Below are 12,768 nucleotides of genomic sequence, written 5' to 3'. Positions count from 1 at the left end.
CGGGCAAACAGTTCGGGTATGCTGGGCGGCAACCACAGGACAGACAAGTTGACCGCCCCGAACATGAACAGCCCAATTCTCGTTACTGGAGCCAGCCAGCGCGTCGGGCTGGCCCTGGCCCTTGAACTGGCACAGGCCGGCCATACGGTGGTCAGTGCCAGCCGTACCGTACAGCCACAGGCGGCCCACCCGAACATCGTGCAGTTCCAGGCAGACCTGTGCCGGGCAGACGACCGCCAGGCGCTGATCGACTACCTGGTCGAGCATTACGACGGCCTGCGCGCCATCATCCATAACGCGTCGTTGTGGCTGGGCGATGGCCTGGACAACCTCGAGACCATGTTCCGCCTGCATGTAGAGGCGCCCTACCACCTCAACCTGGCCTTGGGCGAGATGCTGGCCAAGCAGGACAAGGCCGACATCATTCACATCTGCGACGAAACGTCGTCGCGCGGCAGCAAGAGCCACATTGGCTATGCCGCCACCAAGGCTGCGCTGCAGAACATGGTGCTGTCGTTCGCTGAAAAATATGCGCCCAAGGTGCATGTGAACGGTATCCTTCCCGGGCTGCTGATCCTCAAGGAAGGGGGTGACGAAGCCTACCGCCAGCACACCTTGAAAAAGGCCCTGCTGGAGTTCGAACCCGGCGCCGGGCCACTGATCGAGACGGTCAAGTACCTGCTCGCCAGCCAGTACAGCACCGGCAGCCAGGTGGTCATCAATGGTGGCCGCCACCTGAAGAACCGCATGACGTGAGAGCCCACATGACCCCACAGCAACAGCTTGAACTCGAAGCCGCCGCGTTCCGGCGCCTGGTCGACCATTTGCAGAAACGCACCGACGTGCAGAACATCGACCTGATGAACCTGTCCGGCTTCTGCCGCAACTGCCTGTCCAAGTGGTACAAGGCTGCGGCTGACGAGCGTGAGCTCGACCTGAGCCTGGATGACGCCCGCGAAGCGGTGTACGGCATGCCTTATGCCCAGTGGAAAGCCCAATACCAGAAAGAAGCCAGCGCCGAGCAGCAAGCGGCGTTCGAAAAAGGAAAACCTCGTGACTGATCTAGATACCCTGCGCGCCAGCCTGGCCAGCGGCCAACATGCCTTTGCCGACACCCTGGCGTTCATTGCCGAGCACTACAGCTATCAGCCGCAGGCGTTCAACAATGGGGGTGTCGAGAATGCCGCCGGGCAGAACGAAGGTTCGTGCAAGACCTTGGGCCTGGCAGTGCTTGAAGGGCTGAGCGATCAGGAAGCGTTGCTGGCTTTCGGCGAGCACTACCGGGATGTGCTGGCCACGCCTGAGGGCAGTGACCATGGCAATATCCGGGCGCTGATCAAGCACGGCCTGGCCGGTGTGACGTTTGCTGCGCCGCCACTGTCGCGCAAGGCTTGAGATTGCCGGGGCTGCTTTGCAGCCCATCGCCGGCAAGCCAGCCCCGACACAGGCCTTGAAGGCACCGCTGTCGAAATGGGAGCTGGCGTGCCAGCGATGAGGCCAGCACGGTGTGAAATTACAGCTCGACGCAGTCGAACTTCACATCGGTGGCTACGTCTTCGTCGTAGTTGACGTCAGCGCGCTCAAAGCCGAACAGGTTGAGGAACTGCTTCTTGTAACCGGCATAGTCGGTCAGCTGGAACAGGTTCTCGGTGGTCACCTGCGGCCACATGGCCTTGCAGGCATCCTGCACGTCGTCGCGCAGTTCCCAGTCGTCCAGGCGCAGGCGGGCCTTCTCGTCCACTTCGGCCGGGGCGCCATCGGCACGGTACATGCGGTCGCGGAACATGCGGTCCAGTTGGTCCTGGGTACCCTCGTGCACACCCTTTTCCTGCATGATCTTGAAGACCATCGACAGGTACAGCGGCATCACCGGAATGGCCGAGCTGGCCTGGGTCACCACCGACTTCAACACCGCCACGTTGGCGCCGCCCTTCACTTCAGCGGCCAGCTTCTTGTCCAGGCGCAGCGCGGTTTCATCCAGGTCCTGCTTGGCCTGGCCCAGGGCGCCGTGCCAGTAGATTGGCCAGGTGATCTCGGTGCCGATGTAGCTGAAGGCCACGGTACGGGCACCCTCGGCCAGTACGTCGGCGCCCGCCAGGGCGTCGATCCACAGTTGCCAGTCCTGGCCACCCATGACGGTAACGGTGTCGGCGATTTCCTGCTCGGTGGCCGGCTCGATGCTGGCCTCGATGATGGTGTCCTTGTTGGTGTCGATGGCAGTCGACTTGTACGGCTGGCCGATCGGCTTGAGTGCCGAGCGGATCACTTCACCGGTCTGCGGCAGCTTGCGCACCGGCGAGGCCAGCGAGTAGATGACCAGGTCGACCTTGCCGCCCATTTCGTTCTTGATCAGCTCGATGACCTTGGCGCGGGCTTCGTCGGAGAAGGCGTCACCATTGATCGACTTGCTGTACAGGCCCTCGGCCTTGGCAAACTTGTCGAACGCCGCAGCGTTGTACCAGCCAGCGGTGCCGGCCTTGGTTTCGGTGCCTGGCTTTTCGAAGAATACGCCCAGGGTGTCGGCCTTGAAACCGAACGCTGCAGTAATGCGTGCTGCCAGGCCATAGCCACTGGAAGCACCGATGACCAGGACCTTCTTCGGACCATCCTCGCGCACGCCCAGCTTGCGGGTGGCTTCGATCTGGTCACGGACGTTGAGCTCGCAGCCCTTCGGGTGAGTCGTGGTGCAGATGAAACCGCGAACCTTAGGATGAATGATGGCCAATGTCTGTACCTCGTCAGGTTTATGCTGGGGAAGCGCCACATGGGCGTTTCCTGTTGATCAGAGGGTGAGACTACCCCCGCAGGTTATCCGACACATATTACGGGGTGATCCGGGCGATGCAAAACCGGGGTGGACCGCTGCGCGCCCATTCATTTGCTTTTCACATCAATCTCAAAGAAAAACAAACTTAACAAATGAGCCCAGGGCACCGATGCTTGAAGCCCTACGCCCACCGCACGGAGAACAACAACATGAACGACGTGGTCATCGTCGCCGCAACCCGTACCGCCATCGGCAGCTTCCAGGGTGCCCTGGCCAGCGTGCCTGCGGTCGACCTCGGCGCCGCCGTGATCAAGCGCCTGCTGGAGCAGACCGGGCTGGACCCGGCGCAGGTCGACGAAGTCATCCTCGGCCAGGTGCTGACCGCCGGCGCCGGGCAGAACCCGGCGCGCCAGGCCGCGATCAAGGCCGGCCTGCCCTTCAGCGTACCGGCGCTGACCCTGAACAAGGTCTGCGGGTCGGGCCTGAAAGCCCTGCACCTGGCGGCCCAGGCCATCCGCTGCGGTGACGCCGAGGTGGTGATTGCCGGGGGCCAGGAGAACATGAGCCTGGCCCCCTATGTGATGCCCTCGGCCCGCACCGGCCAGCGCATGGGCCATGGCCAGCTGATCGACAGCATGATCACCGATGGCCTGTGGGATGCCTTCAACGACTACCACATGGGCATCACTGCCGAAAATCTGGTGGACGAGTACGGCCTCAGCCGTGAACAGCAGGATGCCTTTGCCGCCGAGTCGCAACGCAAGGCACTCGCTGCCATCGAGGCCGGCCGCTTCGATGCGGAGATCACCCCTGTCGTGCTGCCGCAGAAGAAGGGCGAGCCGAAAGTGTTCGCCCGTGATGAGCAGCCGCGCCCGGACACCACTGCCGAGTCGCTGGGCAAGCTGCGCGCAGCGTTCAAGAAAGACGGTAGCGTCACCGCTGGCAATGCCTCCAGCCTGAACGACGGCGCTGCCGCCGTGCTGCTGATGAGCGCCACCAAAGCCGAGGCCCTGGGCCTGCCGGTGCTGGCGAAGATCGCCGCTTATGCCAGTGCCGGGGTAGACCCGGCGATCATGGGCATCGGCCCGGTTGCGGCGACGCGGCGCTGCCTGGGCAAGGCCGGCTGGCAGCTGAGCGAACTGGACCTGATCGAAGCCAACGAAGCCTTTGCTGCACAGGCACTGGCCGTGGGCAAGGCGCTGGAGTGGGATGCGGCACGGGTCAATGTGAACGGTGGGGCGATTGCCTTGGGCCACCCGATTGGTGCGTCCGGCTGCCGGGTGTTGGTGACCTTGTTGCACGAGATGATCAAGCGCGATGCTCACAAAGGCCTGGCGACCTTGTGCATTGGCGGTGGCCAAGGTGTTGCACTGGCTATCGAACGTTGAGCGGCGTTTGAGTTGAGCAGGCCCGGCCTGTCCGCGGGCTTGCCCGCGCCCACAGGGTAGCGCAGGTTTCAAAACATGCGCTGTACCTGTGGGAGCGGGCAAGCCCGCGAACAGGCCGGCACAAGCAGCAGATGATCAAGCCGCGACTCGGTACTGCTCCAGCGAGGCGGCCAGCGCAGCCACTTCGCGGCACTTCTGCACAGCCACCTCTACGGTGCCATGCGCCAACGAACAGGCCGGCGCCAGCCACAGCCGCGCGCCCAGGCGCTCATGGGCGTCTTGCAACAGCCCCAGGGCATTGTCCAGTTCGCAAGGCGCGCCATCGCAGCCATCAACCAGGCCAAGCGACAGCACTTTATAGGCCGGCAGGCGGTCAAGGACGGCCTGATACTGTGCGGGCGCCTGCACCAGATCGATGTGCAGGCCATCGACTGGCAGGTTGGCGGCCAGGCCAAGGTTGCCATCCAGGCCACCGGCGTACGTGGCAATCAACTTCTTCAACGGTGCACGCTGCAGGATGTTGTAGACGCGCTCGAAGGCGTTTTTCCAGTCCTGTGGCAGGTCGTGGGCGAGGATCGGTTCGTCGATCTGGACCCATTCGACGCCCAGCGCAGCCAAGCGGTTGAGGGCCTGATCATACAAGGGCAGCAGGCGATCGAGCAGTTCCAGCTTGTCGAAGTCGGCGTTGCGGGCCTGGCCCTGCCACAGGTAGGTCAACGGGCCAATCACGACAGGCTTGATGGCATGGCCCAGCGCGTTGGCATGCTCCACCTCTTCGAACAAGGGTTCCCAGTTGAGGGCAAACGGCTGGTCATCGGTACCCGGCAGCTGGCCACATTGGCCGGTTTCGCCGACGGGCAGCAGTTCGATACCGGCGTCTATCTGCACTTGCCAGTGGCGGGCCCGCAGTTCGCGGTCGCCGCCAATGTGTGGAAAGCCCAGGTTGTGTGCCAGTGCCATGTGTTGCCCCTCAGCATGCTCAAATTGATGAGGGGATTTTCCAGTGGATCGTGGTGTTGAGACAAACTCATAATATTTGAGATGAACCCAAGAAATTCTCATGATCCCGAATGCGCAGAAGTCGCCCCATGTCTTGTTCAGAGCACCAGCCTGCGCATCCGGACATGACCTCCTGCCCCTTCTGCCGCACAATGCCACCCTGACCATACCAGGTGCCCGGCCTCATGAGCCTGCTGAAAACCGCGCTGCGTGAACACCATTTCGTCTGTGTCATGGAGTTTGTGCCCAAAGCCTCTGCAGAACGCTTCGCTGCGATGCAAGCGATCATGGACCGTGCGCAGCTGTGCGGCTGGCCAATGACCGTGGCCATCGGCGACCGCGTCGGCAGCCCGCTGGACATGTCGCCGCTGGACGCCCTGGCCTCGTTCGACCGCCCGGTGCCGGCCCTGCCGCATTTCTCCGGCAAGGACCGCGAACGCCACCACTTGCTCGCGCAATTGCAGCGCATGGAGGCGGCCGGCCTCGACCAGTTGCTGCTGCTGACCGGTGACCGTTTGCCTGGGCATGAACCCGGCCAGCGCCCGGTGCGCTACCTGGAGTCGGTGGCCGCGCTGCAGATTGCCCGCCAGGCCTGCCCGCTCTGGTTGCTGGGCGCGGCGCTGAACCCGTTCAAGTACCACGAGGAAGAAGGCGGTGCGCAGTACTTCAAGGCCGAGAAAAAACTGGCTGCGGGGGCCGACTTCCTTACCTTGCAACTGGGCTTCGACGCAGCCAAACACCAGGAAGCCATGCACTGGATGCGCCGCCAGGCCGCGCCCAAACCCATGCTGGCCTGCCTGATGAGCCTCACCCATGGCCGTGCAGCGATGCTCGACCACGTCGCCGGCGTGACCGTTACCCCCTCCATGCGCGAAATGCTCGAGGCGGAAACGGCGCAGTCCAAGGCTTTTGCCCAGGCGCGCAGCGTTGACCGCCTTGCCTTGCAGATCATCGGTACGAAGCTGATGGGTTACGCGGGCGTGCACCTGTCGGGCATTCATGACCTGAAGCAGCTGCTTGCCCTTGAAGCGCGACTGGCGTACTGGCAAACGCACGTCCACACCTTGGAGCAATGGGCGCCCGCCTGGCAAGCCAGTTGGCAAATGCCGGGGCTGCCGGCAGTCACCTTCCATCCCCCCCAGGCCAACTGGCGCCAGGGCGAATCAAGGGTCGATGCCTCGTTCAAGGAAAAAGCCCGCTACCACCTGATGCATGGCATGCATGGGCTGCTGTTCAGCCGCCGCAACAGCCTGAGCAAGGCGTTTGGCTGGGCGGTGCGCCAGCCACTGTGGACCACCCGCCTTGGCGCACAGGTGCTGCACACCCTGGAGCGCAGTGTGAAGCGCCCGTTGGTTGGCTGCGATACCTGCGGCCGCTGCCGCCTGGAAGACACCTTGTACACCTGCCCGGAAACCTGCCCCAAAGGCCTGGCCAATGGCCCCTGTGGGGGCTCCGCGCTCAACCGCTGCGAGTTCGGCGACCGCGAGTGCATCCACAGCATCAAGTACCGCACGGCCAAGGCCGTGGGGCAAACCGCCGTGCTGAGGGAGCGGCTGATCCCCTGCATCGAGGAGCAAACGCGCCACCGCAGCTCGTGGCCGCAGTGGTTCGCGCCACCCTCCCCGCGCCGGGTCAGCCCTCAGCCAGCGCCTCGAACCCAGCCCGAATCGTAGCCTCGGGCAGGTCATCGGCAATGAAGACCATCACGCTTTCGCGGGTTTCGCCTTCGGCCCACTCGGCGTCCCAGTCGAAGCCATACAGCTTGAGCACACCCTGGAACACCAGCTTGCGGTCCTCGCCGGCAATGTTCAGCACGCCCTTGTAACGCAGCAGCTGTTTGCCATGGGTTTCCAGCAGGTCGTTCATGAAGCCGCTGAGGCGGTCGATATCCAGCGCGGCTTCGGTACGCAGCACCAGGGTGCCGATACGGTCGGGGGTGGCCGGCTTGAGCACCGGGCGCAGCGAGGGTTTCAGGTTTGCGCCCAGGTCGGGGTTTAGGTTGAAGCCGCGCACGTCCAGCAACTCTGCCAGGTCGATGCAACCGTGCTCGACCACACGGATCGCCGCCCGCCCGTTGATACGGGCCAGGCGTTCGCGCAGGGCCTGGACCGCAGCCGGCTCGACGAGGTCGGTCTTGCTCAGCAACAGGCGATCGGCAAAGCCGACCTGGGCCTGGGCGATGGTCTGGGTCAGATGCAACTCGGCATGCTTGGCATCGACCAGGGTGATGATGCCGTCGAGGATGTAGCGCTCGCGCAGTTCCTCGTCGATGAAGAAGGTTTGCGCCACCGGCGCCGGGTCGGCCAGGCCGGTGCATTCGATCACCAGGCGGTCGAAGGCGATTTCGCCGGTATCCAGGCGCTCGAGCAGCAGGTACAAGGCGCGGGTCAGGTCGCCGTGAATGCTGCAGCACACACAGCCGTTGGCCAGGGTCATCACCTGCACCGGCTGGTCGCCCAGCAACTGGCTGTCGATGCCGGCGTCACTGAATTCGTTTTCGATCACCGCCAGCTTCAGACCGTGCTCGGCCTTGAGCATGTGTTTGAGCAAGGTGGTTTTACCGGCACCGAGGAAGCCGGTGAGGATGGTTACGGGAATGGGCGTCTGCACGCAGAACATCTCCTGTGCGGAAAAAACACTGGCCCCATCGCCGGCAAGCCAGCTCCCACAGGTACCGCGCAAACCTTGACGCCTGGGCAGTACCTGAAAGAGCGCCCCAAAGGCACCGCACAAACCTTGTGGCCTGTGAAGTGCCTTTGGGAGCTGGCTTGCCAGCGATGAGGCCGGTACAGGTTAACGCTTGAGACTCAACAGCACTTGGGCCCGGACTTGCCGCCATAACGTGCTTCCTGACGTTCGCGGAAGAACTGCTCATACGTCATGACCGGCTTGTCCGGGTGTGTCTTGTGCATGTGCTCGACATAGTTGTCGTAGTCGGGCATGCCGACCATCAGGCGGGCGGCCTGCCCCAGGTACTTACCCAGTCGACCCAGGTCGTTGAACATGACAGCGGTCCTCTCAAGCGTCAGGCAGGGCCTGGAACGGGGTTTCCTTGTCGCTGCGTTCTTTGCGGCCGAGGGCGGCGTAGCCGACCTTGATGGCAAAGAACAGCACACTGAACACCACCAGCAGGAACAGAATGGTCAGGCCGGCGTTGGTGTAGGCGTTGAAGATCACGTGTTGCATCTGCCCGATGTCCTTGGCCGGGGCCAGAACCTGGCCGGCGTCCAGGGCGGTGCTGTATTTCTTGGCCAGGGCCAGGAAACCTACAGCCGGGTTCGGGTCGAACAGCTTGATCAGGCCCGCCGCCGTGGTGCAGATCAGCAGCCAGGCTGCCGGCAGCAGGGTGACCCAGATGTAGCGCTCGCGCTTCATCTTGATCAGGACCACGGTGCCCAGCATCAGGGCAATACCCGCCAGCATCTGGTTGGAGATACCGAACAGTGGCCACAGGGTGTTGATACCGCCCAGCGGGTCGATCACGCCCTGGTACAGCAGGTAACCCCACAACGCTACACAACCACCGGTGGCCAGCAGGTTGGCACCCCACGACTCGGTGCGTTTCAGAGCTGGTACGAAGCTGCCCAGCAAGTCTTGCAGCATGAAGCGCCCGGCACGGGTACCGGCGTCGACCGCGGTGAGGATGAACAGCGCCTCGAACAGGATCGCGAAGTGGTACCAGAACGCCATGGTGTTTTCACCCGGCAGCACCTGGTGCAGGATCTGCGCAATACCTACCGCCAGCGTGGGTGCACCCCCGGCACGGGCCAGGATGGTGTGCTCGCCAATGTCGCGGGCCACCGCCTCCAGTTGTTCGGGCGTAATCAGGAAGCCCCAGCTGCTCACGGTCTGCGCGACCGACGCCACATCGGCGCCGACCACGGCTGCCGGGCTGTTCATGGCGAAGTAAACGCCAGGTTCGATCACCGACGCAGCCACCATGGCCATGATGGCCACGAACGACTCCATCAGCATGCCGCCATAGCCGATGTAGCGGGCGTTGGTTTCGTTATCCAGCAGCTTGGGCGTAGTGCCCGAGGAGATCAGCGCGTGGAAGCCAGACACCGCACCACAGGCAATGGTGATGAACAGGAACGGGAACAGGGTGCCCTTCCATACCGGGCCGGTGCCATCGGTGAACTGGGTCAGCGCCGGCATTTTCAGCTCGGGCATGGTCACCAGGATGCCGATGGCCAGGGCGATGATGGTACCGATCTTGAGGAAGGTCGACAGGTAGTCGCGCGGCGCCAGCACCAGCCACACCGGCAGCACCGCAGCCACGAAACCGTAACCGACCAGCATCCAGGTGATCTGCACGCCGGTGAAGGTGAACGCCGGGCCCCATACCGGATCGGCCGCAATCTGGCCCCCCAGCCAGATCGAGGCCAACAGCAGCACCACGCCGATGATCGAGATTTCACCAATGTGGCCCGGGCGGATGTAGCGCATGTAAATGCCCATGAACATCGCGATCGGGATGGTCGCCATTACCGTGAACATGCCCCATGGGCTTTCGGCCAGGGCCTTGACCACGATCAGCGCCAGCACCGCCAGGATGATGATCATGATCAGGAAGCAGCCGAACAGGGCGATGGTGCCCGGAATGCGGCCCATTTCCTCGCGCACCATGTCGCCCAGCGAGCGGCCATTGCGGCGGGTGGACAGGAACAGGACCATGAAGTCCTGCACTGCACCGGCCAGCACCACACCGGCAATCAGCCACAGCGTGCCGGGCAGGTAGCCCATTTGCGCGGCGAGCACCGGGCCCACCAATGGGCCAGCGCCGGCGATGGCGGCGAAGTGGTGGCCGAACAGAATGTGTTTGTTGGTCGGAACGTAGTCCAGGCCGTCGTTGTTGAGCACCGCCGGGGTGGCACGGCGCGGGTCGAGTTGCATCACTTTGGTGGCGATGAACAGGCTGTAGTAGCGATAGGCGACCAGGTAGATGGCCACTGCCGCGACCACGATCCACAAGGCATTGATCGCCTCACCGCGACGCAGGGCAACAACACCCAGCGCGCAGGCCCCTATGACTGCCAGCGCCAGCCACGGTATGTGGCGTAGCAGGCTATTATTGTTGTTCATGGTTAGCTTCCAGCTGTTGGATTGGAAAGACCGCCCACCGAGTCTAGGGCGAGTCAGGCGGCATTGCCACACTTGCTTTGGTCTAGAGCCTCTGCGGCCAGATTGCAGTACCTGATGCACAAACCCTTCATCACCCTGATCAGGATGCCACCCGAGGGCCTTATCCATGAGCGATCACGACGAACGTAGGCGTTTCCAGCGAATCTGCTTCGACGCCCCTACCGAACTTCACCAAGGCTCCCGATGCTGGTCGCCCAAGCTGCTGGACATTTCGCTCAAGGGGCTGCTGGTGGAACGCCCGCAGCAATGGGATGCCGACCTGAGCCAGAACTTCGACGCAATCATCACGCTGGACGAGCAAACGCAGGTGACCATGCAGGTCGAACTGCGCCACGAGGAACCGGCCCGGCTTGGTTTCATCTGCCTGTACATCGATGTCGAATCGATGACCCATCTGCACCGTCTTGTGGAATTGAACCTGGGTGACGGCACCAGAATGATGCGTGAGCTGCGCGAATTGATCGAAGAATGGAATCTCTTAGCTAGCTAAGGGCCTTCCCACTTTCTGTTTCCTGTCTACTCAGACAGCTTTAGGCCTGGGTAGCAGGACTTTGTACACACCCCTCTAGTACAGCTTTAGACAAGTTGGTACGGCTCATGCATTGGGTTTTAACACACCCTGATGCCGCACTTGTGCGCGCTCTGATCAAAATATTGTATACAATTCTTGTGGCAATCAATCACGGGAAGTGTCTACAGTAGCGCCACAACAATAAACAGAGAGCCTGCTCCATGACTACGTCCCCTAGCACGTCTCCCGCTCAACGCCCCGAGGACGAAAACCTCGGGCTGGGCGCCAACCTGGCCTATGGTCTGCAACACGTGTTGACCATGTACGGGGGGATCGTCGCGGTGCCCCTGATCCTGGGGCAAGCCGCTGGCCTGAACGGTGGCGAAATCGGCATGCTGATCGCCGCCTCGCTGTTTGCCGGTGGCCTGGCCACCCTGCTGCAGACGTTGGGTCTGCCGTTTTTCGGCTGCCAGCTACCGCTGGTGCAGGGCGTGTCGTTCGCTGGCGTGGCGACCATGGGCGCCATTCTCAGCAGCGAAGGTGGCGGTGGCTTGCCGGGGGTGCTCGGTGCGGTCATGGCGGCATCACTGATCGGCTTTCTGATCACCCCGGTGTTCTCACGCATTACCAAGTTCTTCCCGCCCTTGGTGACCGGTATCGTCATCACCACCATCGGCCTGACCCTGATGCCGGTCGCCGCGCGCTGGGTAATGGGCGGCAACAGCGCTTCGCCCGAGTTCGGCAGCGTGGCCAATATCGGCCTGGCGGCGCTGACCTTTGCCATTGTGCTGCTGCTGAGCAAACTGGGTAGCGCGAGCATCTCGCGGCTGTCGATCCTGCTGGCCATGGTGGTCGGCACTTTGATCGCCTGGGCGCTGGGCATGGCCGACTTCAGCAAGGTCACCGAAGGCCCGATGTTCGCCTTCCCCACGCCGTTCCATTTCGGCATGCCCGAGTTTCACATCGCGGCCATCCTGTCGATGTGCATCGTTATCATGGTGACCCTGGTGGAAACCTCGGCCGACATCCTTGCCGTGGGCGAGATCATCGATACCAAGGTCGACTCCAAGCGCCTGGGCAACGGCCTGCGTGCCGACATGGCGTCGAGCATTCTGGCGCCGATCTTCGGCTCGTTCACGCAAAGCGCATTCGCCCAGAACGTCGGCCTGGTGGCCGTTACCGGCGTCAAGAGCCGTTATGTGGTGGCTACCGGTGGCCTGATCCTGGTGGTTCTCGGCCTGCTGCCGATCATGGGCCGGGTCATTGCCGCCGTCCCTACCCCGGTACTGGGCGGTGCAGGGATCGTGCTGTTCGGCACCGTGGCGGCCAGTGGTATCCGCACTTTGTCCAAGGTCAGCTACAAGAACAACGTGAACTTGATCATTGTCGCGGCATCGCTGGGCTTCGGCATGATCCCGATCGCCGCGCCGACCTTCTACCACCAATTCCCGAACTGGTTCGAGACCATTTTCCACTCGGGCATCAGCTCGGCGGCGATCATGGCAATCCTGCTGAACCTGATCTTCAACCACTTCACCACCGGCAACTCGGAAAACCAGTCGGTGTTCGCTGCGGCCTACGAGCGCACCATCCAGTATTCGGACATTTCCGCACTGCGCGATGGCGACTACTTCAAGGATGGCAAGTTGTTCGATGCCGAGGGTAACGAGGTGCCGATGCTGGAGCTGGACGAGCATGGCAATGAAACGGTCAGACGCCCTGCGGCGGTGGCCGAGCATTGAGGGTTGCCTGAGCGGTGAGGTGGGGGGGCCGATGCGCATCATCGGCCCCCTTTTTCGTTTGCCTGGGCTGACCCTATCGCCGGCAAGCCACACAGGGCTCGCATCAGGGCTCACGGGTGTTTGCCACAAGGTATGCAGCGCCTGTGAGATTGAGCGCCGCCCGCGCGGCGCATCGCGAGCTGCGCTCGCTCCTACGTTTGTTTCGGGCCAGTAACG

12 protein-coding genes are annotated in these 12,768 nt (G+C 62.8%); 7 read left to right on the top strand and 5 right to left on the bottom strand.

The window, feature by feature from the left end:
• The first annotated feature begins 18 nt into the window (after window positions 1-18).
• Genes folM through EGJ22_RS20855 form a run of 3 tightly spaced genes read left to right on the top strand, consistent with a single transcriptional unit; the run spans window position 19 to window position 1,395 of the window.
• The gene (folM, locus tag EGJ22_RS20865; RefSeq protein WP_029886897.1) at window positions 19-756 is read left to right on the top strand and encodes a dihydromonapterin reductase; all 738 of its coding nucleotides are present in this window, start codon (window positions 19-21) and stop codon (window positions 754-756) included.
• Between the two features lie 8 nt (window positions 757-764).
• Window positions 765-1,061: a DUF1244 domain-containing protein gene (locus EGJ22_RS20860; protein ID WP_009682662.1), complete on the top strand. Its 297-nt coding sequence runs from the start codon at window positions 765-767 to the stop codon at window positions 1,059-1,061.
• Window positions 1,054-1,395: a HopJ type III effector protein gene (locus tag EGJ22_RS20855; protein WP_009682661.1), complete on the top strand. Its 342-nt coding sequence runs from the start codon at window positions 1,054-1,056 to the stop codon at window positions 1,393-1,395. Before EGJ22_RS20860 ends, EGJ22_RS20855 begins: the two co-directional genes overlap by 8 nt.
• Before the next feature lie 118 nt (window positions 1,396-1,513).
• On the opposite strand, the gene fabV is transcribed toward EGJ22_RS20855, so the two are convergent.
• Window positions 1,514-2,725: an enoyl-ACP reductase FabV gene (fabV, locus tag EGJ22_RS20850; protein WP_029886896.1), complete on the bottom strand. Its 1,212-nt coding sequence runs from the start codon at window positions 2,723-2,725 to the stop codon at window positions 1,514-1,516.
• 251 nt (window positions 2,726-2,976) lie between these two features.
• Here fabV and EGJ22_RS20845 point away from each other — a divergent pair, with 251 nt between their 5' ends.
• Complete coding sequence (locus EGJ22_RS20845; RefSeq protein WP_064314750.1) at window positions 2,977-4,155, top strand: acetyl-CoA C-acetyltransferase; 1,179 nt, start codon at window positions 2,977-2,979, stop codon at window positions 4,153-4,155.
• A gap of 135 nt (window positions 4,156-4,290) precedes the next feature.
• Here the strand turns inward: EGJ22_RS20845 and EGJ22_RS20835 are convergent, their stop codons facing one another.
• Entirely contained in the window at window positions 4,291-5,115 is an 825-nt protein-coding gene (locus EGJ22_RS20835) for a 5-methyltetrahydropteroyltriglutamate--homocysteine methyltransferase (protein ID WP_029886894.1), read from the bottom strand.
• A gap of 224 nt (window positions 5,116-5,339) precedes the next feature.
• Between EGJ22_RS20835 and EGJ22_RS20830 the strand changes: the two genes are divergently transcribed.
• Window positions 5,340-6,827, top strand: a complete 1,488-nt coding sequence (locus tag EGJ22_RS20830; RefSeq protein ID WP_125920381.1) for a methylenetetrahydrofolate reductase C-terminal domain-containing protein — start codon at window positions 5,340-5,342, stop codon at window positions 6,825-6,827.
• Here EGJ22_RS20830 and yjiA read toward each other — a convergent pair.
• The 3 genes from yjiA to EGJ22_RS20815 form a co-directional block, all read right to left on the bottom strand.
• Complete coding sequence (gene yjiA, locus EGJ22_RS20825; protein ID WP_029886892.1) at window positions 6,787-7,764, bottom strand: GTPase; 978 nt, start codon at window positions 7,762-7,764, stop codon at window positions 6,787-6,789. The two genes, EGJ22_RS20830 and yjiA, sit on opposite strands and share 41 nt — an antisense overlap.
• A gap of 197 nt (window positions 7,765-7,961) precedes the next feature.
• Complete coding sequence (locus EGJ22_RS20820) at window positions 7,962-8,159, bottom strand: YbdD/YjiX family protein (protein WP_009682654.1); 198 nt, start codon at window positions 8,157-8,159, stop codon at window positions 7,962-7,964.
• A gap of 13 nt (window positions 8,160-8,172) precedes the next feature.
• Window positions 8,173-10,239 carry a carbon starvation CstA family protein gene (locus EGJ22_RS20815; RefSeq protein WP_009682653.1) on the bottom strand — a complete coding sequence of 689 codons (2,067 nt, stop codon included), beginning with the start codon at window positions 10,237-10,239 and terminating at the stop codon, window positions 8,173-8,175.
• A 166-nt stretch (window positions 10,240-10,405) separates the two neighbouring features.
• Between EGJ22_RS20815 and EGJ22_RS20810 the strand changes: the two genes are divergently transcribed.
• Both EGJ22_RS20810 and EGJ22_RS20805 read left to right on the top strand, forming a co-directional pair.
• Window positions 10,406-10,789 (top strand): PilZ domain-containing protein, encoded by a 384-nt coding sequence (locus EGJ22_RS20810; protein WP_029886891.1) that lies wholly within the window; start codon window positions 10,406-10,408, stop codon window positions 10,787-10,789.
• Window positions 10,790-11,031: 242 nt separating this feature from the next.
• Window positions 11,032-12,552, top strand: coding sequence for a nucleobase:cation symporter-2 family protein (locus tag EGJ22_RS20805; protein ID WP_029886890.1), 1,521 nt, complete (start codon window positions 11,032-11,034; stop codon window positions 12,550-12,552).
• Window positions 12,553-12,768 lie beyond the last annotated feature (216 nt).

Source organism: Pseudomonas sp. p99-361, from assembly GCF_003935475.1.
Taxonomy (GTDB): domain Bacteria; phylum Pseudomonadota; class Gammaproteobacteria; order Pseudomonadales; family Pseudomonadaceae; genus Aquipseudomonas; species Aquipseudomonas juntendi.
The sequence above is the reverse complement of the archived record's forward strand: the minus strand, read 5'-3'. Positions and strand labels throughout refer to the sequence as shown.

Coding starts and splice junctions, on each gene's coding strand:
- EGJ22_RS20805 (WP_029886890.1), top strand. CDS start 11,032: ATGACTACGTCCCCTAGCACGTCTCCCGCTCAACGCCCCGAGGACGAA.
- folM (WP_029886897.1), top strand. CDS start 19: ATGCTGGGCGGCAACCACAGGACAGACAAGTTGACCGCCCCGAACATG.
- EGJ22_RS20845 (WP_064314750.1), top strand. CDS start 2,977: ATGAACGACGTGGTCATCGTCGCCGCAACCCGTACCGCCATCGGCAGC.
- EGJ22_RS20835 (WP_029886894.1), bottom strand. CDS start 5,115: ATGGCACTGGCACACAACCTGGGCTTTCCACACATTGGCGGCGACCGC.
- EGJ22_RS20810 (WP_029886891.1), top strand. CDS start 10,406: ATGAGCGATCACGACGAACGTAGGCGTTTCCAGCGAATCTGCTTCGAC.
- EGJ22_RS20860 (WP_009682662.1), top strand. CDS start 765: ATGACCCCACAGCAACAGCTTGAACTCGAAGCCGCCGCGTTCCGGCGC.
- EGJ22_RS20820 (WP_009682654.1), bottom strand. CDS start 8,159: ATGTTCAACGACCTGGGTCGACTGGGTAAGTACCTGGGGCAGGCCGCC.
- EGJ22_RS20830 (WP_125920381.1), top strand. CDS start 5,340: ATGAGCCTGCTGAAAACCGCGCTGCGTGAACACCATTTCGTCTGTGTC.
- EGJ22_RS20815 (WP_009682653.1), bottom strand. CDS start 10,239: ATGAACAACAATAATAGCCTGCTACGCCACATACCGTGGCTGGCGCTG.